Here is a 21965-nt window from a genome sequence, read left to right as displayed (position 1 = left end):
CTATGGGCAAAATCGCTAAAATCTTTGGAAAGCTCTTTTTCGTTTTCAATATGTTCTTGGCATTCATGCTGCTGTTTGCCAGCTTGATTTCACTTTCTTCTTCAAAAATTTGGACCCCCTTTGCCATATTGAGTATTGCGGTTCCAGTTATTTTCCTCATCAATGTTCTGTTTTTGGTTTACTGGCTCTTAAAGCGTAAGAAAAAGATGTGGGTTTCCCTGGTCGCCCTGATTGTTGGATTCTTTACGTTTGGAAGTTTTTACAAACTGGGAAGTGGGGAGGTAATGGACTCTGGAGAAGAGCTTAGGGTTATGACATTCAATGTCTGGCGTTGGAATAAAAATGGATGGATAAAGAAACCCAATATTGGAGATAGCATTATTGGATTGATCAATAAAGAAAAACCGGATGTTTTGTGCATCCAGGAGCACACTCGCGTATGGCGAAAGAAATTGGGCCGATATCCTTATAGAACCGAGACACCATATTCGGTTGAGGGTAGAGCCACTCAAGCCATTTTTTCTGTGTTCCCAATTGTTGGAAGCGGATCCCTGGATTTACCGGGTACGGCAAACAATATTATTTATGCTGATATTGAGCGTCATCAGGATACGATTCGGGTATACAACGTGCATTTGCAATCGTTCAGTATTGTTCCGTCATCGGATGCTTTTTCCGAGGAGAAATCCGAAAGAAATTACAAAAGATTGGTTAGTACCGTAGGCAAACAATTGGACCAAGTTAAGTTTTTCAACGAACACAAAGTGAAAAGCCCTTATAAGTCTTTGGTCTGTGGGGATTTCAACAACACGCAGTTTTCCAATGTCTACCGAACAATCAAAGGCGATATGAGCGATACCTTTTTGGAAAGAGGGAGCGGTTTTGGAAGAACGTATAATTTGTTGGGTTTTCCCTTGCGTATTGATTACATCCTTGCAGATTCCTCTTTTGAGGTGTTATCCCATAAAAACTTTGACGAAAAACTATCCGATCATTATCCCGTTGTGGCCACTTTACGACTCCAGGAAAATCATTAGGCAGTCCAACATGTCGGCAATAATATGAATGATCAAGGCCAGGCCAATAAGCCGTGTAGGTCTAAAGAAGGGTAGTATGCAATACACCAGAATGGCCCAATACGAATGCAATAGGTGAAAATTGATACTGCATCGATTTGGATCAAAAATAGGGTTGGCCCATAAATGGTCTATATCTATGACGATTCCTGCCAAAAGAATCAGCGAGATTTTTAATCTGTCCTTTTTAAAACACAGGAAACCTATGAGAAAGGGAACCGCGAAATGCATGCCGTAATGAATGAGAAACCTAAGCATCCAAAAAATCCAATGATAGGTTGTGCAAGTAAGGAGCCGCGTTGGTACCTTCGTTGAAAAGCAAATCCAGAATGCTCAGATTGGACAGGAAGCCGTGACGTTCACCAAATACCTGTATGTACTCAGGAAATGGGTCCGAAATAAGGGGTTTTTTGGCATTCACTAGAAAACGAACATCTTGAAGCTCATTGGGGGACATTTCGAAATTTGAGGTTTGCTTACTGGTGAATTCAATGCCTAAACAGTCGGAAACGACCTGAATCGTCTTTAAGTTAAATTCAAATAAAGACTGGGTCTGCGTTTCAAAAAGGGATTTCAAATCGTCTTCATAAAACTCAAAGAAAGGAGAGGTTCTATATGCAGTTTCCAGGGTGCGCCAATGTTGTTTCAGCCAATTGGAAGAATGGTCCAGTTGTACCTCTCGGTACTTTTGTCTTCCTTCATTCCCTCCCACATGTTTTATGGGAATATTGAGCATATGTTTGCCTTGATCGGTACAGATGTAGCAACGGTTTCTGTAGGTCTGTTTTTGAAAGTTATCATGCGCTTCCCAAACAATATCCTTCTGGGCCAAGACCGCAAATGTGGCTATGCTGGGAAAATAGGAGGGATGTATGAGAAACTTGGACATAATACGCTGTTGTCCTATATCAAATCGGTTTATTTCTAACGTCTAACGTCTAACGTCTAACGTCTAACGTCTTATTCGGATTTCCTTTTTCTTCGTTTGTTGACAAAGTCAAGCACAAATAATCCCAACACAACTGCCACAAAATACCAGCGATACGAAACAGGCTCCCCACTGCCCCCAACAGTAGTGAAAATCCTTTCCCAACGAGGGCGCCAGTTAAAAAAGTCATCTTTAAAATTGTCAAAACTCATCCATAGAAAAACGGGTTTGCCCACAATATGGTTGGCAGGAACATAACCCCAGGAACGACTGTCCTCCGAGCTGTCCCTATTGTCTCCCATCATCCAATAGTAATCTTGCTTAAAGGTGTAGGAATTGGCTTCTTGGCCATTAATGAATACTTTCTGGCCGGTTACCTTTACATCATTGTTTTCGTAATCCCTGATTATCTTTTTGTAAAGGGGAATGGTGCGATGGTTGATTTCCACCGTGGACCCAGCTTCCGGAAGGTAGATGGGGCCAAAGTTATCATTGTTCCAAGGATACAGATTGGGTTTTTGCGGAAAGGAACCACCGTACTTTCCCTTGGGCTCATTGGTCCTGACCACCGAATCTATTTCTTGGTTGCTTCGGAGTTGGGTCACCATTTCATCGGTCATGTTGGCCAGTCGGGATAAAGGCCTTTCCTCGGAAAGTGACAATCTCAATTGCCTTATTACTTCAGTTGGAATTCCCTTCTCATCCGTGATGATTTCAATTTGGCCTTGCGGGTTTTTATAGGCCCCCCGAATATAAGGAGATAGGCCATTGGCTTGAGCCTCGCTCAGGGAATTTGCAAAGTACTTTCTGGTATAATCAGCTGCATCTACAGCCTCCAATGCCCTTGTGGAAACTCCTTTTTTGGAATAGATGGTATAGAAGTACATTACTTTGGCCCGATCTGAAAGCTGTAGTTTGGTGCCGTTTACATGCACAAAACCATCAATCACCGCCAGGGAATCACCTGGGGTTCCCACGCATCGTTTTACGTAATTTGATTTCTTATCAATAGGTTTTTTTACCGCTTTTTCCGCTCTAAAAAACTGATACAGCGTATCCGATGGCAGGCTAAATACTACAATATCATTCTTCTTCACCGTATTGAAACCGGGTAAACGCATGTACGGCAATTGCAGCTTATTGATCCACGAGGTTTTGTAAGTCTCGGGATTTACATCTGCCAGATAGGATCGCTTTCTTACCACTGGAAGCGTATCATGAACCATAGGTGCGGCAAGGGTGGTCATGGGAACACGGGCTCCATAATGAAATTTGCTCACAAAAAGGAAATCCCCGATTCGAAGAGTTCGTTCCAATGATCCCGTAGGAATCACATAAGGTTGGATAAAATAGGTGTGCACAAAGGTGGCAGCTACAATAGCAAAAACAATGGAACTGACCCACTCACCCAAACCTGTTCTGGGTTTTAGGCTTCGGTTTTCAATATAGCTTACATCCTCTGCATAGTTAATATAGTAGATATAGAATCCAAGGGTAAGAATAACCGCCCAGGTGTCCAAGAGCTTGTTTTTTCCAAAACTTCGGATTGTTTCTACCCAAACTACGGGAAACATCAATAAATTGATGATGGGAATGAAAAGCAAGGGCACCCACCACCAGGGCCTATTTATGATTTTCATGAGCACTACACCATTATATATGGGTATTGCCGCTTCCCAGGCTTTACGCCCTGCTTTTACATAGAGTTTCCAAGTGCCCAAAAAATGGATGACCTGAATGATCAGAATAAAGATGATCCACTGTGTTCCGTCCATAAAAAAGTTTATTTGTGAGACTTAAAGTCTTGCTAGTTGTTACTTTGTTAAGTGAGATTTAACACATCTTTCATAGAAAAGATACCCGTTTTTCCTTGAATCCATTCAGCGGCAATTACAGCTCCCAAAGCAAATCCCTCCCTATTGTGGGCGGTATGCTTTATTTCAATATCATCTACTTGGCTCTTGTATGAAATGGTATGTGTACCTGGAACTTTGCCTTCCCTTTTGGAGGTTATGGGAACTATATGTTCACCATCCTTCTCCAATTTCCAGTCCGTATAATCTGTATTCCCTATGATTCCTTCAGCTAACGTGATGGCCGTTCCGCTTGGAGCATCCAATTTTTGCGTATGGTGAATTTCCTCCATCGAAACTTTATACTGATCTAGACCCTTCATCATTTTGGCCAGATATGCATTCAATTCAAAAAATACATTGACACCCAAACTGAAATTGGAAGCATAGATGAAAGCGCTTTGGTGTGTTTCGCATTGAGATACAGCTTGGTCAAACTTATCCAACCAACCGGTAGTCCCTGATATCACGGGAACCTTATGTTCAAAACAGCTGGTAATATTGCCAAAAGCGGCATCTGGAGTACTAAAATCTATGGCAACATCCATGTTTTCAAAAGGGATGTCTGTGGTATCTACATCTACTCGAGCAACAATGGTATGCCCTCTATCTTGAGCTATTTGCTCTATCATCTTGCCCATTTTACCGTAGCCGAACAATCCAATCTTCATACATCAGAATTTTATGACCAGGGCCATGCCATAATTGGGGTCGTTGGTCAGGGGGTTAAGATCCAAATAAGGTTTAAAGTCGATGGCCAGGTTCTCATCCACATTATATTGCTTCAAATGGGCATCAACATTGGCATCAATAATGTTTAGGGCATACATGGCAATGGTGATCAGCAAGGCCAGATCCCGATCACGTTGTGCACGCTCTTGGGCATCTTGTAAGGCTTCCAAAGAGAAATCGGGTCCTTCCCCATCACCTGTAATGTCAAAAAACTCGTCTTCCAAGCCCGCACGTCTCCTTTTAAAAGCATCTCGCGCTCGATTGTATTCTGTATTGTTAAAGGAATACACATAGATTCCAGTACCAATGGCACCCCACACTATGGGGGCTTTCCAATACCTTTTGTTGTAAATCTGGCCCAAACCGGGTACTATGGCAGAAAAAAAGGCAGCCTTACTGGGTGCCAATGGATTTATTTTTCTTTTTTCATAGGTCACCTCCTCTATGGTAATACCTTTACCTTCAAGGTCTTGTGCCAAGGAGTCAATTTCCACGGGATGTTCTTGAATCTGATCATCCTGGGCAAAAGAAAAGCTGACAAAAAACAGGCAAGTGCCAAAAAAAAGCAGGTTTTTAATCACCAATCAACAATTTTTTTAAACGCTGGAATTCTTCTTTGGAATGGAAAGGAATCACAATTTTCCCTTTTCCATTGGCCGAGGTACTGATGTCCACTTTGGTTGAAAGGTGGGATTTCAAAGCATCAATTCCCTTGGTTACATAATTGGGGACTTCTTTTGAACTGCTGGTTTTCTTTCCAGAATCGATCCCGTCTTTGGATTCCTTATAGGATTTGACCAAACGCTCTGTTTCCCGAACGGATAAGCCATCAGAAACGATTTTTTCGTAAATATTGATTTGGTCCTTTTTCTTGTCGATATTGATAAGTGCCCTTCCGTGACCCATGCTCACAAATCCATCCCGCATACCGGTTTGAATGATGGGATGTAATTTTAGTAGCCGAAGATAATTGGTGATGGTGGAACGTTTTTTTCCAACCCGATCACTCAACTTTTCCTGGGTCACCTGGATTTCATCGATTAAGCGTTGGTAGGACAGTGCAATCTCGATAGGGTCCAAATCTTGGCGTTGGATGTTCTCTACCAAGGCCATTTCCAAGGATTCTTGGTCATTGGCAATCCGAATATAGGCCGGAATGGTCTCCAAGCCCACCATTTTGGAGGCACGGAAACGACGCTCCCCTGAAACCAGCTGGAATTTATTGAAATCCAACTTACGTACGGTAATGGGTTGGATGATTCCCAATTCCCTGATGGAACTGGCCAATTCTTTTAGGGTTTCATCATTGAAGTTGGAACGCGGCTGAAAGGGATTAACCTCTATGGATTCAATTTCCAATTCAACTACATTACCAATAACCTTGTCCGCATTTTTATCGGAAACAGATTGAATGTCATTCTCCGGATCCTTCAATAGAGCGGACAGGCCTCTTCCCAAAGCCTGCTTTTTGGTTGCTTTCGCCATTTAAACTTTCTCCTTGTTTTTCTTCAATATCTCATTGGCCAAGTTCAAGTAATTGGTTGCGCCCTTACTACTTGCATCGTATTTGATGATGCTTTCGCCATAGCTTGGGGCTTCACTTAGCCTAACGTTTCTTTGGATAATGGTGTCAAAAACCATATCCGCAAAGTGTTTCTTTACTTCCTCAACCACTTGGTTGGAAAGTCTTAATCGAGAGTCATACATGGTTAGGAGCATGCCCTCTATATCCAGGTCGTTGTTGTGTATTTTTTGTACGCTTTTTACGGTGTTCAATAGCTTTCCAAGTCCTTCCAAAGCAAAATATTCGCATTGGATTGGAATCATTACGGAATCAGCTGCTGTAAGCGCATTAAGTGTTAACAATCCCAATGATGGTGCACAGTCGATAAGTACAAAATCGTATCGGTCACCCAAATCCCTAAGGGCTTCTTTTAGCATATACTCCCTGTTGTCCTTGTCCACCAATTCAATTTCAATGGCCACAAGGTCTATGTGCGCTGGAATTAAATCGACATTTGGGGAATCCGTTTGGACAATTACATCATCCACACCTAGGGTGTGCTCCAATAACTGATATGTTCCCTGTTCAACCCCATCAACATCAATTCCCAAGCCTGAGGTGGCGTTGGCCTGAGGATCCGCATCAATCAACAACACCTTTTTTTCCAGTACACCAAGTGAGGCTGCAAGGTTTACTGTAGTAGTTGTTTTTCCAACACCGCCCTTCTGATTTGCAATAGCAATTATCTTGCCCATTTCATAGTAAGTTAGGTGCTAAAAATACGATTATTTAAGACGCTAAAAAATGTATTTTGTTAACAGAGGGTGAATAACCTTAACATCTTGCGTTAAAGAAAGTTAAAGTTTTAATTGCTAATAAGTTAAGGGGTGTTATCCTATTAAAATCTTTAGGATTTCAATAGCGGCATCGCTGATTTTGGTACCGGGTCCAAACACGGCTACGGCCCCATGTTTCATTAGGTGGTCGTAATCTTGTTTAGGGATAACACCACCCACAATAACCATAATGTCTTCCCTGCCATGATTTTTTAGTTCTTTGACCACCTCAGGCACCAAGGTTTTATGGCCTCCTGCCAAGGAGGAAATCCCTAGGACATGGACATCATTTTCAACGGCTTGTTTGGCAACTTCAGCAGGTGTTTGGAAGAGAGGTCCAATATCCACATCAAAACCTAAGTCTGCATAACCTGTTGCCACCACTTTGGCACCTCGATCATGGCCATCTTGCCCCATTTTGGCCACCATAATTCTGGGTCTACGACCTTCTTCCAATGCAAAGTCATCGGCCATTTGCTTGGCCCGCTCAAAGCTTTCGTCGTTTTTGATCTCTTTGGAATACACGCCTGTAAAGGATTGGATTTTTGCTCGATATCGCCCAAAGGCCTTTTCCATGGCATCACTTATTTCTCCCAGGGTGGCCCTTGCTTTGGCAGCTTCTACAGCTAAAGCTAGCAAATTTTCACGATCACTTTCGTTTTGCATGGCTTTTTCCGATGCCGCCGAAATACGCTCTAGAGCCAGTTTTACCTCTTCTTCTTTACGTGTTGACCTCAATTGATCCAATTGGGCAAGCTGCTGTTTTCTTACCTTATCATTGTCCACTTCCAAAATTTGGAGGTCATCCTCATTCTCGAGCTGATATTTGTTCACTCCGATGATGACATCCTGCCCGCTATCTATTCGAGCTTGTTTTTTGGCAGCTGCTTCCTCAATCCGCATTTTGGGTATCCCTGCTTCTATAGCCTTGGTCATGCCACCTAATTTTTCCACTTCTTGTATCAGTTCCCACGCTTCAGTTGCAATTTCATGGGTCAACTTTTCAACCACATGGCTTCCGGCCCAGGGATCAACCGTTTTGGTGATATGTGTTTCTTGCTGCAGATATATCTGGGTATTTCTGGCGATCCTTGCGGAAAAATCCGTGGGTAGTGCTATGGCTTCATCCAAGGCATTGGTATGCAGACTTTGTGTGCCTCCAAACGCTGCGGCCATGGCTTCAATAGTGGTACGTGCCACATTGTTGAAAGGATCTTGTTCAGTCAAACTCCAGCCGCTAGTCTGACTATGGGTTCGGAGCATCAAGGATTTTTCATTTTTCGGATTGAAATCCTTGACCAATTTAGCCCAGAGCATACGTCCAGCTCTCATTTTGGCGATTTCCGTGAAATGGTTCATCCCAATCCCCCAGAAAAAGGACAGTCGAGGGGCAAAGTCATCGATTTTTAGCCCAGCCTTTATTCCGGTTCTGATATACTCAATGCCGTCAGATAAAGTGTACGCCAACTCCATGGCTGCTGGTGCTCCTGCTTCGTGCATATGGTACCCTGAAATACTAATACTGTTAAATCGAGGCATGTTTTGACTGGTGAACTCAAAAATATCGGCCACCAATTGCATGGATGGAGCAGGAGGGTAGATATAGGTGTTTCGCACCATGAACTCCTTGAGGATGTCATTTTGTATGGTTCCGGAAAGTTGCTCCATGGATACTCCCTGTTCCAAGGCAGCGACAATATAAAATGCCATAATGGGAATAACTGCCCCGTTCATGGTCATGGATACCGACATTTTATCCAAGGGAATTCCATCAAAAAGCACCTTCATATCCTCAACGCTGTCAATGGCAACCCCTGCTTTGCCCACATCGCCTACCACACGCTCGTTATCGCTATCGTAACCGCGGTGGGTGGGGAGGTCAAACGCAACCGAAAGTCCTTTTTGACCTGCTTCCAAATTCCTTCTATAAAACGCATTGCTTTCCTCAGCTGTAGAGAATCCAGCGTATTGGCGGATAGTCCATGGTCTGCGTACGTACATAGTGGAATACGGCCCTCTAAGGAAGGGAGGGATGCCTGCTGCAAAATCAGAAGTCTGATTAGCTGTTACATCAGTATTTGGATGTTTTACATCCACTAATTCAAGTTGGGAAACGTCTTTTCTACTCATCGTCCAATCGTTTTATTTCCATCTGTTCCGCTAGCCGCCTTGCTATGATCGGCTCAATTAACGTCTTTCGAGCCTGTTTTTTTACAAAGGGGTAGAGCTCCATATCATCCTTCATTCTGTCCTGTGGATTTTGGAATTTATTGGTTCCTAAAAGCACGATATTCCCGTCGTTGAACAAGCCTTGTTCCTTGTCGGCACTTTCCTTGATTTTTCGCTGTATGTTGCCCTTTTTTAGCTCGCTTAAAAATCCTCCTGAACTTTCAATTTGCTTGAACAATACCAATGCTTTTTCTGCCAGCTGTTGGGTAAGCGACTCAATATAATAGGTGCCGCCTGCCGCTTTGGCCCCATTCCCAAAATAGCTTTCATCCTTTAAAAGCAGGAGCTGGTTCCGAGCTATTCTATCCCCAAATTCATTGTCTTTATGATAAATGGCATCGTAGGCTTGGTTATGCACGGTATCCGCACCACCCAAGACAGCGGACATACATTCCGATGTGCTACGAAGCATATTTACATTGTAATCATATAGAGTTTTATTGCGTTGGGTGGGAAAAGCCAAAACATGGCAATCCGATGTTATACCATAGTTTTTGGCCAGCGTCTGCCACAACCATCGTAAGGCTCTTAGCTTGGCAATTTCGAAGAAGTAGTTGCTTCCCACAGATACTTTAAAAGTGATGGGAAATATGTTCTTCGATGAGGTTGAAGCGGTATTGGAAAAATGATTGAGATACTCGTTGGCATGGGCAAGACCATAGGCCAATTGCTGCACCATGTTCGCCCCCGAATTTTGATAATGGGAAATAGCTACACTTAAAACACTAAAGTTGTCAAACTTGGATACCATGGCATGGATATCTTCCAGTATTTGGTGGTCCTTTTCCAAATTTTGGTACCAATTTCCGGTTTTCCCCAAATGACCAATTAAGTCTAAGTGGAAGAAGACAGAGGTGGATTTTCCTTTCAGAAATTCAAGGAACTCTTGTATGACATTTTTATCAAGGGTTTCAAAGTTTAAATGCAACGGATATTTTGATAAATCAATACCTTGAAACAAGGAGGCTATATCCAAATCCTGATCTGGAATGGTGAAAACAAGGCTTTCAGCACCACGTTTCAGGCTGTCTATGGCTGTTTTGTTGGCCAGGGAAAAATTTCCTGCATATATGGGCTGCCCAATCTTCCATTCCGATGACCCTTTTTGCTGAAATGATTTTAGGTTTTCTACATCTTCAGAATGGTAATAAGGTTTAACCTTGATACCCTCCAAGGATTCCCAGATCAAAGTTTCATTATAATCTGCTCCTTTTAGATCGTACTGGATTTTTTGCTTCCATTGTTTGGAAGACACTTGAGGGAATTCATTAAATAAATTGGGACTATTCATTTTTTTTGGTCTTAAGACTATCCTCGTATTCAATAAGAAAAATCTCCTCGTTTTCCTTCTTCATATAGTATTTTTCACGAGCAAATTTCTCTAGTTCTTCTTGGTCGGAAAGTTTGTCCAGAATGAGCTTGTCATGTTCAATTTCCCCTTCCAAAAATTCCTTTTGTTTTTCCAACTTTTTAATTTCCTGGTTCAATTCCCGATGAATAAGCAAGGAATTGGCATCAAAGAAAATCATCCATATGGCAAATGCTGTCAGGACCAGAACATAAATGTTCCGCATAAATTTGAACCACTTCTTGTTGTACAGATCGTGAATCAGCATATTAGCCTAATCTTTCATTAATAATGGTACGAACCATATCTACCGCCACCGTATTATAGTGGTTGTTGGGGATGATGATGTCCGCAAACTCCTTTGAGGGTTCAATAAACTGTTGGTGCATGGGTTTTACAGCTGTCTGGTAACGCGTCAGAACCTTGTCCAGATCATGTCCTCGTTCTCTAATATCCCGTTGCAACCTCCGAATCAGCCGTTCATCGGAATCGGCATGGACGTAGATTTTGATGTCAAACATTTCACGCAACAGCGGATTGCTCAATACCAAAATTCCTTCCACGATCATCACCTTTCTTGGATGGGTCAAAATCGTATCTTCCAAACGGGTTTCCTCCACAAACGAATAAATGGGTTTATGGATGGACTTACCCTCCCTTAGTTGCTGCAAGTGGGAAATCAACAATTCAAAATCTATGGAGTTGGGATGGTCAAAGTTGATTTGACCACGTTCTTTCTTGGTCAAATGGGAGAGGTCATTATAATAAGAATCCTGTGAAATAACACCCACTTCATTATCGGGTAGTTCCTCAACAATTTGATTAACCACTGTGGTTTTACCGCAACCGGTGCCCCCGGCAATTCCCAAGATCAGCATAATGATAATTTTAATCCCAAAAGTAAGCATTTGATACATTTTTCAATCTGCCAATACAACTGCATAGTTAGCTTCTTTTTGCCATTCCATGAATGATTATTGTCATGATTCCAGAAAGTAATTAACCATAGCTTTGCCTTGGAATACCGCTTTAATCTTATATTTATATTGACAACCCATGAGCACATTCTTTATGGACAATTCCTTTACAGTCAAGGTCGATGGAGACCTTGAATTTCAGTTATCCAAAGACGAAATTTCTTCTATGGATTCCCTAAAAACGGGGGATGGCGCTTTTCATATTTTGAAGGATGGCATCTCTTATCATATTGAGATTCCCAAGACCAACGGGAATCAGCGACTGTATACCGTTAAGGTAAACGGTACCGAGTATCAAGCGGAAATTCAGACCCCGCTGGACAAGCTTATCCAAAAAATGGGATTTGCTTCCAACGGTGCCAAAAGTATCAACTCCATAGCAGCACCCATGCCTGGATTGATTTTGGATATTTCGATTGAAGAAGGCCAGGAAGTGGCTGAGGATGACCAATTGGTAGTTTTGGAAGCCATGAAAATGGAAAACATAATTACTTCGCCACGAAAAGGGGTCATCAAAAAAATTGCCGTTAAAGTTGGGGATGCCGTAGAGAAACAACAATTGCTTGTAGAATTTGAATAAGTCTTGATATGAAAAAAATACTAGTTGCCAATAGGGGCGAGATTGCCCTTAGGGTAATGCGAACCGCCAAGAAAATGGGAATACGCACCGTGGCCGTCTTTTCTACGGCCGATAGAAATGCACCCCATGTGAGGTTTGCTGATGAGGCCGTTTGTATTGGGGAAGCACCTTCCAACCAATCCTATTTGTTGGGGGATAAAATCATTGCTGTGGCCAAAGAGCGTCATGTGGATGGCATACATCCAGGCTATGGATTCCTAAGTGAAAATGCGGATTTTGCAGAGGCTGTGGAACAAAACGGAATTACGTTTATCGGCCCAAAATCGAAAGCTATACGAATCATGGGAAGCAAACTTGCGGCTAAGGAAGCAGTTAAGGCCTACGATATTCCGATGGTTCCGGGCATTGATGAAGCCATTACCGATGTGGCAAAGGCCCAGGAAATTGCCCTTGAAATTGGATACCCCGTTCTGATCAAGGCTTCTGCAGGTGGGGGAGGTAAGGGAATGCGCATCATAGAAAAGGAAGAAGATTTGAAATCGGGAATGGAAAGGGCCATTAGTGAGGCTACTTCTGCTTTTGGTGACGGTTCTGTTTTTGTGGAGAAATATGTCACTTCCCCTCGCCATATCGAAATTCAGGTGATGGCGGATACCCACGGGAATGTGCTGCATTTTTTTGAACGGGAATGTAGTATTCAAAGGCGGCACCAAAAGGTTGTGGAAGAGGCACCTTCGTCCATTTTGACCCCAGAACTTCGGGAAGCCATGGGCGTGGCGGCTACTAAAGTAGCTAAAGCTTGCGATTATATTGGCGCCGGTACAGTGGAGTTTTTAATGGATGCCGACCTTAATTTCTATTTCTTGGAAATGAACACCCGATTGCAAGTGGAGCATCCGGTTACGGAGCTAATTTCGGGAGTTGATCTTGTGGAGCTGCAGATAAAAGTGGCTAGGGGAGAAGCATTGCCATTGAAACAGGAGGACTTGAAAATTCAGGGACATGCCATGGAATTGAGGGTTTACGCGGAAGACCCCCTAAACGATTTCTTACCCAGTGTGGGAACCTTGGAAACCTATCAATTGCCGGTTGGTGAGGGCATTCGGGTAGACAACGGTTTTGAGGAAGGAATGGACATTCCTATTTATTACGACCCTATGCTTTCCAAGTTGATTACCTACGGTAAAACCCGAGAGGAGTCCATTGAACTGATGTTGGAAGCCATACGGGATTACAAAGTCCAAGGGGTGCAAACCACCTTACCTTTTGGAGCCTTTGTTATGGAGCATGAGGCGTTCCGTTCTGGGAATTTTGACACCCATTTTGTAAAAGATCATTATTCGCCTGAGTTGATTTTGGAACGAAAATCCAAAGAAGCAGAAATGGCAGCGATAATGGCTTTACGCCAATTTCTAGATGATCAAAAAATAGTTCAACTACCTACAAACTAAAGCATATGGATTCCAAGATAAAAACGCTAAACAACAAGCTGGCCGAAGCCCATTTAGGCGGTGGGGAAAAACGTATCGAAAAACAACATCAAAAGAAAAAACTAACCGCTAGGGAACGTATCCACTACTTACTGGACGAAGGCTCCTTTGAGGAGATGGGCATTTTGGTGACGCATCGGACTACCGATTTTGGTATGGACAAGGAGCAATATTATGGCGATGGGGTAGTTACTGGCTATGGAACCGTTCACGGCAGATTGGTCTATGTATATGCCCAGGATTTTACAGTTTTTGGTGGGGCTTTGTCCGAGACCCATGCAGAGAAAATCTGTAAGGTGATGGATTTGGCGATGAAGGTAGGTGCACCCATTATCGGTTTGAACGATTCGGGAGGTGCAAGAATCCAGGAAGGGGTTCGGTCGTTGGGAGGCTATGCGGATATTTTCTACAGAAATGTTCAAGCTTCTGGGGTTATACCTCAAATTTCTGCGGTGATGGGCCCCTGTGCGGGAGGTGCGGTGTATTCCCCCGCCATGACGGATTTCATTGTGATGGTGGAAGAAACCAGCTATATGTTTGTAACTGGGCCAAACGTGGTCAAAACCGTGACCAATGAGGAGGTAACTTCGGAAGAATTGGGAGGCGCTACAACCCATGCGGTTAAATCTGGGGTGGCACATAAAACATCGTCCAATGATGCTTCCTGTTTGGATGATATTCGGAAACTGTTGGAGTATCTGCCCCAAAACAATAAGGAAACCGCAAGGAAGTTGGATTATGAGTTGGGAGAAGAAGTACGGGAAGAACTTTCGAACATTGTTCCCGACAACCCCAACAAACCTTACGATATGCACGATGTGATCAATGGTATTATTGACCACGATTCGTTCTATGAAATCCATAAGGATTATGCGGAGAATATTATTGTTGGTTTTGCCAGATTAGGGGGCAGGAGCATTGGAATTATTGCTAATCAACCTATGTTTTTAGCGGGGGTTCTTGGCGTAAAAAGCTCCCGAAAGGCCGCACGGTTCACCCGTTTTTGTGATGCTTTCAATATTCCGTTGTTGGTTTTGGTGGATGTTCCTGGATTTTTACCGGGAACGGATCAGGAATGGTCGGGAATTATCATGCACGGCGCCAAGCTTCTTTATGCCTTGAGTGAGGCTACGGTGCCTCGGGTTACCGTAATTACCCGTAAGGCCTACGGCGGAGCCTATGATGTGATGAACTCCAAACATATCGGAGCTGATTTTAACTTTGCATGGCCCACAGCCGAAATTGCGGTAATGGGTGCCAAGGGAGCCAGTGAGATAATTTTTAGACGGGAAATTGCTGCAGCTGATGACCCAGAGGCCAAGTTGAAGGAGAAAGAAGCGGAATATGCGGACAAGTTTGCCAACCCATATAGGGCAGCACGCCGCGGATTTATTGATGAAATAATCCTACCCAAAAATACCAGAAGAAAATTGTTGAAGGCTTATGCCATGCTTGAGAAAAAGGAGGTTGCGGCCCCAAAAAAGAAGCATGGAAATATTCCATTGTGATCCAAGGAATAAGCTGGGCGAGATTATAAATTAACAGTTTTACCCGTTTTTACAGATTCATCAGCGGCCAAAACAATTTTTAAACTGTTGACCGCATCATTCAAATGGTCGGTAAGGTCGCGGTCGTTCGTGATGGCGTCCAACAAGTATTCTTGTTCCAAAAGACAAAGTTGGTCATGGTCAGGTTCATCCGCGGTGTTTATTATCTCGTCTTTTTTGGCAAAGTGACCATCCGCGTCCAAAGTACTGTGATGTAGTTTTAAACTTCCCGTTTTTGTATGCCCCTCAATATCTTCTGAGGCTCCCTTATCTGCATCACTGATGGAAACACAACCCTTTGGCCCGATCACATCCTTGATAAAAAAGGCATTCTCGCTCATCATAGGTCCCCAACCTGCTTCGTACCATCCTACGGAGCCATCTTCAAAACGTACTTGCAACTGTCCGTAATTGTACATTTGGTCATCAACCTCACCTGACAAACGAGCGCCAATAGCCGAAACACTTACGGGATTGGATCGGGTCATGGAACACATAATATCCACATAATGCACACCGCAGTCCACAATGGGGGACATGGATTGCATCAATTGTTTGTGGGTGTACCATTGCTCCCCTGCACTTTGCTGATTTAGGTTCATTCGCATCACCAACGGTTTGCCCAGGGTTTGAGCCATTTGTACAAATTGGGTCCAGGTTGGATGAACACGAAGAATGTACCCTACTACCATCTTCTTCTTTTGCTTTTGTGCCAGTTCTACCAAACCCTGAGCCTCTTTCACCGTAAGGGCAAGGGGCTTTTCCACAAATACATGGGAGTCGGCTTGCAATGCCTTCTTCACGTAATCAAAATGGGTGTCGGGATAAGTATTGATGGAGACCACATCCGGTTTTGTCTGTTCTAGGGCCTGGTCATAATCGGAATATGTTGGGATTCCATTTAATTCTTGGGATAGCTGTTCCCGACTTTTAGCTCCTCTACTTACCAGTCCAACAATTTCAAACCCTTCCAATTTATGATAGGCACGGGCATGGGAGGTTCCCATATTACCACAGCCTACTACCAATGTTTTCAATGTATCCATCACCCTGTAGTTTAATCAAATATAGGCATTCAGACCATTAAAATTCATTAAGAATGTCGGGTCGAGCGCAGTCGAGACCTCATTCGCATTCTGGCTTATACTTGTAATGTGATGCATTCCTGCATTCAGTTAGAATTTGGAGCAGGTCAAAATTTCCACGAGCCAAAGCCAGTTTCTTTTGGGCGCTCCATTTTTTGATTTTCTTCTCGAAATAAATAGCTTGTAGCACATCATTGAACTGTTGTTGAAATATCAATTTGATAGGTCTTCGTTTATATGTAAAGCTGTCCTTATTCAATCCGTGTTGATGTTCCTCCAATCTTCTAGCCAAATTACAGGTAATACCTGTATAGGTAAGTCCATCAGCACAAAGTAAGATGTAAACGTAATAAGATTTCATGGGCGTTAGGTCTCGACTGCGCTCGACCTGACACTAAATATAGGCATTAGCGGGATATTTGGGACTAGGTTTTCGGGGCCAAAGAAAAAACTCTAAGGAGTTCAGATAGGATTTGAAAGACTTAATTGTATTATAACTTTTGACTATAAAACATAACATTAATACTATCATAAATACTTCATTGATTTCTTGGGGATGCCTAATTTTGCCAAATGCAAAAAGAGACCCAAAAACCTAACTTCGAATTCATAGCCATGATGGCCGCCTTGATGTCCATTGTGGCCTTGGCCATTGATGCCCTTTTACCTGCTATTTCAAATATTGGGGAGGCTATTCATAGCTACAGTTCAACAGATAACCAACTGTTGGTGACCATGATTTTTTTGGGACTTGGGGTGGGACAGCTGATTTTTGGTCCTCTTTCGGATTGCTATGGCAGAAAACCTGTGGTTTACTTGGGATTTGTTTTGTTTGCCATAGCCAGTGTAATCTGTGTTTGGGCTCCCTCTTTGGAGGTGATGGTTTTAGGAAGAATTTTACAAGGTATTGGACTATCGGCACCCAGAACTTTGGCCATTTCGATTATTAGGGATACGTACAAAGGAGATTACATGGCCAAGATAATGTCATTTGTGGTCGCTTTTTTTATTCTGATTCCGGTGATCGCACCCGCTATAGGTAAACTCATTTTGGACGCTTTTGGATGGGAAGCTATTTTTTATATCCAGCTCTTTTTTGCCCTTGTGGTGGCCCTGTGGTTTTGGAAAAGGCAGCCGGAAACGCTGAAACCGGAATACAAGATTCCGTTTACGCGTCACGTATTTGTAGATGGGGTTCGTGAATTCTTTAAATATAGGGATACCGTTATCTTTACCTTCATCTCAGGCTTGGTCACTGGAGCGTTTTTGGTGTATTTAAGTTCTTCCCAACACATTTTTGAGAATCAATACGACCTCAAGGAGGCCTTTCCATACATATTTGCTGGTTTGGCTATTTCCATTGGCTTGTCCACCTTTATGAACGGTACTTTAGTAATGCGCTATGGTATGCGAAAACTGTCTGTCTTGGCTCTTGCGGTGTTTTGTGGGATAGCCATTCTTTATGTATTGCTGTTTTGGGGAACACCCAATCCCAATATCTACATTTTGGTGGGATTCCTTTCCATTCAGTTTTTTTGCCTTGGTTTTATGTGGGGAAATTATCGTTCCATCGCCATGGAACCTATTGGACACATTGCGGGGATAGGAGCTGCCATCAATGGTTTTGTATCCACCCTGTTGGCCATTCCAATTGCAACTTTTATCGGGGATTTCATCGCTGATAGTGTTTGGCCCCTTTTCGCAGGGTTGGCCATTTGCGGGATTGCATCCTTGCTTCTTGTCATTTCCACCAGAAAACGCGGACGGGTGGCATTGACCAACTAAGCTTGTGGGTAGAAAATTTCACCACTACAGGAGTCTTTCTGTGCTCCGGTAACGGAACTTAACACATTGGTTTTGCTCTGTTCTTTAAGAACACCCATTAGGGCGAATACAAGCGCTTCTTTATAGGCAATGAGTGTTGGGGACGGTGAATGGATTTCAATGGTTTGTCCCAACTTTTCTTGCAAGGTTTCTTTAAAGAAACTATTTAAGGCTCCCCCGCCAGTAACGAGCATTTTTTGCTTTGTCCCAGTGGCATGTTTTTGTACTTCCAAAGCAATTTGTTCGCAGTTATGATGGATGAAGGTGTGCAACAAATCAGCATGGCTTGCCTTTGAGGATTCAATTAAGGGAACAATTTCCTCAGTGAACCATTCATAGCCTGTGGATTTTGGATGGGGAAGTTGGTAATAGGACAATGCGTTCAATTGCTCCAATAGCTGATTATCCAAATTTCCAGATCGGGCCAACTTTCCATCTTCATCATAGACCATTCCCAACTTCGCTGTGATAAAGTTCAAGGGCATGTTGGCCAAGCCAATATCATAGGCAATTCTTTGACCATCTTTTTCAAAAGACATATTACTGATTCCTCCCAGATTCAGGCAAAAATCATATTTATGAAACAGCAATCGGTCTCCTATAGGTACCAGGGGTGCACCTTGACCACCCAGAGAAACATCTTTGGTCCTGAAATCACAGATGACCTTCTTTTTTGAATTATTGGCAAGCAACTGCCCATCTCCCAATTGGAAGGTATATCCTTCCTCAGGTCTATGGTGTGAAGTATGCCCATGACTGGCTATAAAATCAACATCCAAATCATGCTCTTTTAAGAACTCCAAGGCCTGTTTTCCCAGCCAAATACCGTAGTTTTTGTGTAACTGCTCATGATTCTGCTCGGAAAGACGGATGGCATTCTTTAGTTGGTCTCTCAATTGAAGGTCATAGGAAACATCCTTTGTTTTTTCCAATGAAAATTCCCATCCCCTCGCACCTTCCCATAAATGGCAAAAGGCCAAGTCCAACCCATCTAGGGAAGTGCCCGACATTAATCCTAAAACCTGATACTTCTTCATCTGGGTGTTTTTTGATTAGTGGTGAAAAGCAGATTTCATCTGAAAAGGAAGCTTTCCTTTAGCTTCAAATTTATTTTGGAAATGTTCAAAGGCCACCTTTTGGAACACTTTAAAATCTTGATAGGCAATCACTAGGTTTGAATTTACCTCCAATCCTAGAATGTTGCTCACATATGGATTTCCGAACAGATAAATCAGAACATTTTTCTGGGAAATTAATTCACGGATAAATTCCAGTATCGGAGCTTCAAGTCCAAATGCCCCCTTGGGTTTAACAGCGGGCGGAAACAAGGCCAAAACTACATTTTCATTGGAAGCTACCAATTGCTTTATGTCCGTTAAGTTTTCAGATTTCACATGATGGTGCTGCTTGTCAAAAGTGTTCTCAATGGATTTGGAAAACAAATTTTCAGCAGGGCTACCTATGGAAAGGTTGAGAAATTGACCAGCTTTTAGCATCCGAACCCCATTAGTATCTCCATAGCATTCCGTCAACGCGAAAAGGGCTAACTTCCGATTTAACCCCTCTTCTGCCACGGGATTTGGTGCCTGTTTGGAAGGATGGTCCAAAAAAGCTTTTTCCTTCAGTTGCCATACCCTTTTGAAGCTTTCTTCTATACGTTCCGTAGTAGCAGATTTCAATATTTCGGCTATACCCTCTGTAGGATATTCGGTAAAACACATCATATCCATTCCAGCCTTGAATGCAGCGGCCTCCAAGGTTCCCTTTACGGTATATTGTTTGGAGACGGCATGCATGTTCAGGGCATCAGAAATAATCACTCCATTAAAGCCCAATTCATTTCTGAGAAGTTCTGTAATTATGGGATAGGAAGTTGTGGATGGATTCCCTGATTCGTCCAGCGATGGTATGGACAAGTGTCCCATCATAACTGAATCAACACCTTCTTGAATGTGCTTTATAAAAGGGAAAAGCTCGTTTTCCATTAGGATTTCCTTGGATTTGTCAATGACGGGCAGTCCCAAGTGGGAATCCGTTGCCGTATCCCCATGCCCTGGAAAATGTTTAACGGAATTTAGAACCCCAACACTGGACATTCCTTGGATATAGGCTAAAGATTTGGAAGTGACACTGTCCTTATCATCACCAAAGGATCTATACCCTATGACAGGATTTTCTGGATTGTTGTTGATGTCAACAACGGGAGAGAGGTTCCAATGTACACCGGCATTAAGACAATCCAAACCAATATGCTTTCCAACATCAAACAGCAAATTAGGTTGTTCCTGAATGGCCCCCAGGGTAATGGCATACGGATATTGTGGCGTGTTTTCAATACGCATGGCCAACCCCCATTCGGCGTCAATGGCGATAAGCAAAGGAATGTTTGCCGCTTTTTGATACCGCTCTATGAGTTGTAACAAACGATTGTAGCTCTTTTCGTTGTGAACTACTTTCTTTTTGCCTTCAAAATTTGTAGCAGCACTGGCCCTGCTATGGAAGAAACATATGGCACCAATGTCCAATGTATTAATCAAATACTCCAATTTTTGAACCTCCTCTTCCGTATCATTTATAAATGCCGCAGGCATAAACAATTGCCCCACTTTTTGCTTTAAGGTGAGTTGGTTTTTGGCTTCTTCGTATTTGGATAGTAGATCATTCATGGGTAATGGCACTTTTCTTTCCGTAATCGGCAGGGTACTTCAAAAATTTAAGCAACAAAAATGCTGGTAAGGCTGCAATGACGACCCAAACAAAGAATCCATCATAACCCAGCCATTCTTGGATATAACCACTCAACATTCCAGGAAGCATCATTCCCAAGGCCATAAAACCTGTTGCGATGGCATAGTGGGAGGTTTTGGAAGCTCCTTCAGCAACATAGATGAGATAGATCAAAAAAGCAGCGAACCCAAATCCATAACCAAATTGCTCTACCACTACAGTTCCCACCACAGCAACCAGACTGGAGGTTTTGGTAATCGCCAGCATGGCATAGAGGATATTGGGCAGGTTTAGGGATAATAGCATGGGGAGCATCCACTTTTTAAGTCCATCCCTAGAAATTAAAATTCCCCCAATGATCCCACCCAAAGAAAGCATGATTACTCCCACGGTTCCGTAAATGGTTCCTACGGCCTCTGTGGAATAAGCCAATCCGCCCACTTCTTTTTCATCCAAAAGAAAAGGGGAGGCCATTTTTACCAATTGCGATTCTCCCAACCGATAGGTAAGTATAAACAACAAGGCGATGCCAATCTGTTTTTTTCTGAAGAACGAAGCAAATACTTCCCAAAAATTGTTGGGCTTGTCCGAGTTTTGATTGGGAGCAGTTTCAAACTTGGGTGCAGCAAAGAAATTGGAAATGGTGAGAATAAGCATGAGAACGGCTGCACAAATCATGGTGAGCGACCACGCTTTGGTGTTATCCCCATATCTGTTTTCAAGAAAGCCTGCAAAAATGACCAGAAGTCCTTGTCCTGTCACCATGGCCAAACGATAAAAAGTACTTCGCATCCCGATAAAAAAGGACTGTTTTTTTTGGGTGAGACCTATCATATAATATCCGTCCGAGGCAATGTCGTTGGTTGCCGAAGCAAAGGCGGCCATCCAGAAAAATGCAAGGGAAACCACAAAGAACGCATTGGTGGGTAACGAAAGTCCTATGCCCAGAAAGGCCAGGGAAACAAGCAGTTGCATGGCCAAAAACCATTTTCGTTTAGTGCCGTTTAAATCCACGAAAGGACTCCAAATGGGTTTCAATACCCATGGCAAATAGAGCCAGCTGGTGTATAGTCCAATTTCGGCATTGCCAACGCCCAAACGTTTGTACATGATTACCGAAACCGTTACAATAAGGATATAGGGAATACCCTGGGTAAAATAAAGGATGGGTACCCAGACCCAGGCTCTTTTGTCTTTCTTTGCGATGCTCATCTAAGTTAACTTCATAG

Annotated in this window: 21 protein-coding genes; 5 read left to right on the top strand and 16 right to left on the bottom strand. The window is 43.0% G+C overall.

Annotated features, from left to right (window positions below):
- Positions 1-2: 2 nt before the first annotated feature.
- Complete coding sequence (locus ACOOE0_RS17720; protein ID WP_420400241.1) at positions 3-1037, top strand: endonuclease/exonuclease/phosphatase family protein; 1035 nt, start codon at positions 3-5, stop codon at positions 1035-1037.
- Here ACOOE0_RS17720 and ACOOE0_RS17715 read toward each other — a convergent pair.
- The 11 genes from ACOOE0_RS17715 to udk all read right to left on the bottom strand — a co-directional run bounded on the left by ACOOE0_RS17715 (position 1014) and on the right by udk (position 11384).
- A complete protein-coding gene (locus ACOOE0_RS17715) occupies positions 1014-1307 on the bottom strand; it encodes a DUF6122 family protein (protein WP_420400240.1) in 294 nt (97 codons plus the stop codon). The two genes, ACOOE0_RS17720 and ACOOE0_RS17715, sit on opposite strands and share 24 nt — an antisense overlap.
- Positions 1308-1326: 19 nt before the next feature.
- A complete protein-coding gene (locus tag ACOOE0_RS17710; RefSeq protein WP_420400239.1) occupies positions 1327-1965 on the bottom strand; it encodes a WbqC family protein in 639 nt (212 codons plus the stop codon).
- A 71-nt stretch (positions 1966-2036) separates the two neighbouring features.
- Positions 2037-3779: a signal peptidase I gene (lepB, locus tag ACOOE0_RS17705; RefSeq protein WP_420400238.1), complete on the bottom strand. Its 1743-nt coding sequence runs from the start codon at positions 3777-3779 to the stop codon at positions 2037-2039.
- Positions 3780-3826: 47 nt separating this feature from the next.
- Positions 3827-4528 carry a 4-hydroxy-tetrahydrodipicolinate reductase gene (gene dapB, locus ACOOE0_RS17700; protein ID WP_420400237.1) on the bottom strand — a complete coding sequence of 234 codons (702 nt, stop codon included), beginning with the start codon at positions 4526-4528 and terminating at the stop codon, positions 3827-3829.
- Between the two features lie 3 nt (positions 4529-4531).
- Entirely contained in the window at positions 4532-5170 is a 639-nt protein-coding gene (locus tag ACOOE0_RS17695; protein WP_420400236.1) for a DUF5683 domain-containing protein, read from the bottom strand.
- Positions 5163-6074, bottom strand: a complete 912-nt coding sequence (locus ACOOE0_RS17690; protein ID WP_420400235.1) for a ParB/RepB/Spo0J family partition protein — start codon at positions 6072-6074, stop codon at positions 5163-5165. Before ACOOE0_RS17690 ends, ACOOE0_RS17695 begins: the two co-directional genes overlap by 8 nt.
- Entirely contained in the window at positions 6075-6848 is a 774-nt protein-coding gene (locus ACOOE0_RS17685; protein WP_420400234.1) for a ParA family protein, read from the bottom strand.
- Positions 6849-6983: 135 nt separating this feature from the next.
- The gene (gene scpA, locus ACOOE0_RS17680; protein ID WP_420400233.1) at positions 6984-9059 is read right to left on the bottom strand and encodes a methylmalonyl-CoA mutase; all 2076 of its coding nucleotides are present in this window, start codon (positions 9057-9059) and stop codon (positions 6984-6986) included.
- Positions 9052-10449 carry a methylmalonyl-CoA mutase subunit beta gene (locus tag ACOOE0_RS17675; RefSeq protein WP_420400232.1) on the bottom strand — a complete coding sequence of 466 codons (1398 nt, stop codon included), beginning with the start codon at positions 10447-10449 and terminating at the stop codon, positions 9052-9054. The genes scpA and ACOOE0_RS17675 overlap by 8 nt, the downstream gene beginning before the upstream one ends.
- Positions 10442-10774 carry an FtsB family cell division protein gene (locus ACOOE0_RS17670; RefSeq protein WP_420400231.1) on the bottom strand — a complete coding sequence of 111 codons (333 nt, stop codon included), beginning with the start codon at positions 10772-10774 and terminating at the stop codon, positions 10442-10444. The genes ACOOE0_RS17675 and ACOOE0_RS17670 overlap by 8 nt, the downstream gene beginning before the upstream one ends.
- Before the next feature lies 1 nt (position 10775).
- Positions 10776-11384, bottom strand: a complete 609-nt coding sequence (gene udk / locus ACOOE0_RS17665) for a uridine kinase (protein WP_420400230.1) — start codon at positions 11382-11384, stop codon at positions 10776-10778.
- Positions 11385-11562: 178 nt separating this feature from the next.
- Here udk and ACOOE0_RS17660 point away from each other — a divergent pair, with 178 nt between their 5' ends.
- From ACOOE0_RS17660 to ACOOE0_RS17650, 3 genes are read left to right on the top strand one after another with little or no spacing between them, the layout of a single operon-like run.
- A complete protein-coding gene (locus ACOOE0_RS17660) occupies positions 11563-12063 on the top strand; it encodes an acetyl-CoA carboxylase biotin carboxyl carrier protein subunit (protein ID WP_420400229.1) in 501 nt (166 codons plus the stop codon).
- Positions 12064-12071: 8 nt separating this feature from the next.
- On the top strand, positions 12072-13514 hold the full coding sequence (gene accC / locus ACOOE0_RS17655) for an acetyl-CoA carboxylase biotin carboxylase subunit (RefSeq protein WP_420400228.1): 1443 nt from the start codon (positions 12072-12074) through the stop codon (positions 13512-13514).
- Positions 13515-13519: 5 nt separating this feature from the next.
- Entirely contained in the window at positions 13520-15061 is a 1542-nt protein-coding gene (locus ACOOE0_RS17650; RefSeq protein WP_420400227.1) for an acyl-CoA carboxylase subunit beta, read from the top strand.
- A 23-nt stretch (positions 15062-15084) separates the two neighbouring features.
- Here the strand turns inward: ACOOE0_RS17650 and ACOOE0_RS17645 are convergent, their stop codons facing one another.
- Positions 15085-16146 (bottom strand): Gfo/Idh/MocA family protein, encoded by a 1062-nt coding sequence (locus tag ACOOE0_RS17645; protein ID WP_420400226.1) that lies wholly within the window; start codon positions 16144-16146, stop codon positions 15085-15087.
- A 79-nt stretch (positions 16147-16225) separates the two neighbouring features.
- Positions 16226-16546 carry a GIY-YIG nuclease family protein gene (locus tag ACOOE0_RS17640; RefSeq protein ID WP_420400225.1) on the bottom strand — a complete coding sequence of 107 codons (321 nt, stop codon included), beginning with the start codon at positions 16544-16546 and terminating at the stop codon, positions 16226-16228.
- Between the two features lie 212 nt (positions 16547-16758).
- On the opposite strand from ACOOE0_RS17640, the gene ACOOE0_RS17635 reads away from it, so the two are divergent.
- Positions 16759-17970, top strand: coding sequence for a multidrug effflux MFS transporter (locus tag ACOOE0_RS17635; RefSeq protein WP_420400224.1), 1212 nt, complete (start codon positions 16759-16761; stop codon positions 17968-17970).
- Here the strand turns inward: ACOOE0_RS17635 and ACOOE0_RS17630 are convergent.
- The 3 genes from ACOOE0_RS17630 to ACOOE0_RS17620 are packed head-to-tail and all read right to left on the bottom strand — an operon-like array spanning position 17967 to position 21948.
- Positions 17967-19046: an anhydro-N-acetylmuramic acid kinase gene (locus ACOOE0_RS17630; RefSeq protein ID WP_420400223.1), complete on the bottom strand. Its 1080-nt coding sequence runs from the start codon at positions 19044-19046 to the stop codon at positions 17967-17969. The genes ACOOE0_RS17635 and ACOOE0_RS17630 overlap by 4 nt on opposite strands.
- 15 nt (positions 19047-19061) lie before the next feature.
- On the bottom strand, positions 19062-20675 hold the full coding sequence (locus tag ACOOE0_RS17625; RefSeq protein ID WP_420400222.1) for a glycoside hydrolase family 3 protein: 1614 nt from the start codon (positions 20673-20675) through the stop codon (positions 19062-19064).
- Positions 20668-21948, bottom strand: a complete 1281-nt coding sequence (locus tag ACOOE0_RS17620) for an MFS transporter (RefSeq protein ID WP_420400221.1) — start codon at positions 21946-21948, stop codon at positions 20668-20670. The genes ACOOE0_RS17625 and ACOOE0_RS17620 overlap by 8 nt, the downstream gene beginning before the upstream one ends.
- Positions 21949-21965: the final 17 nt, after the last annotated feature.

Origin of the sequence: Flagellimonas sp. (genome assembly GCF_965215805.1) — a bacterium.
Classification (GTDB): Bacteria; Bacteroidota; Bacteroidia; order Flavobacteriales; family Flavobacteriaceae; genus Flagellimonas.
The sequence above is the reverse complement of the archived record's forward strand: the minus strand, read 5'-3'. Positions and strand labels throughout refer to the sequence as shown.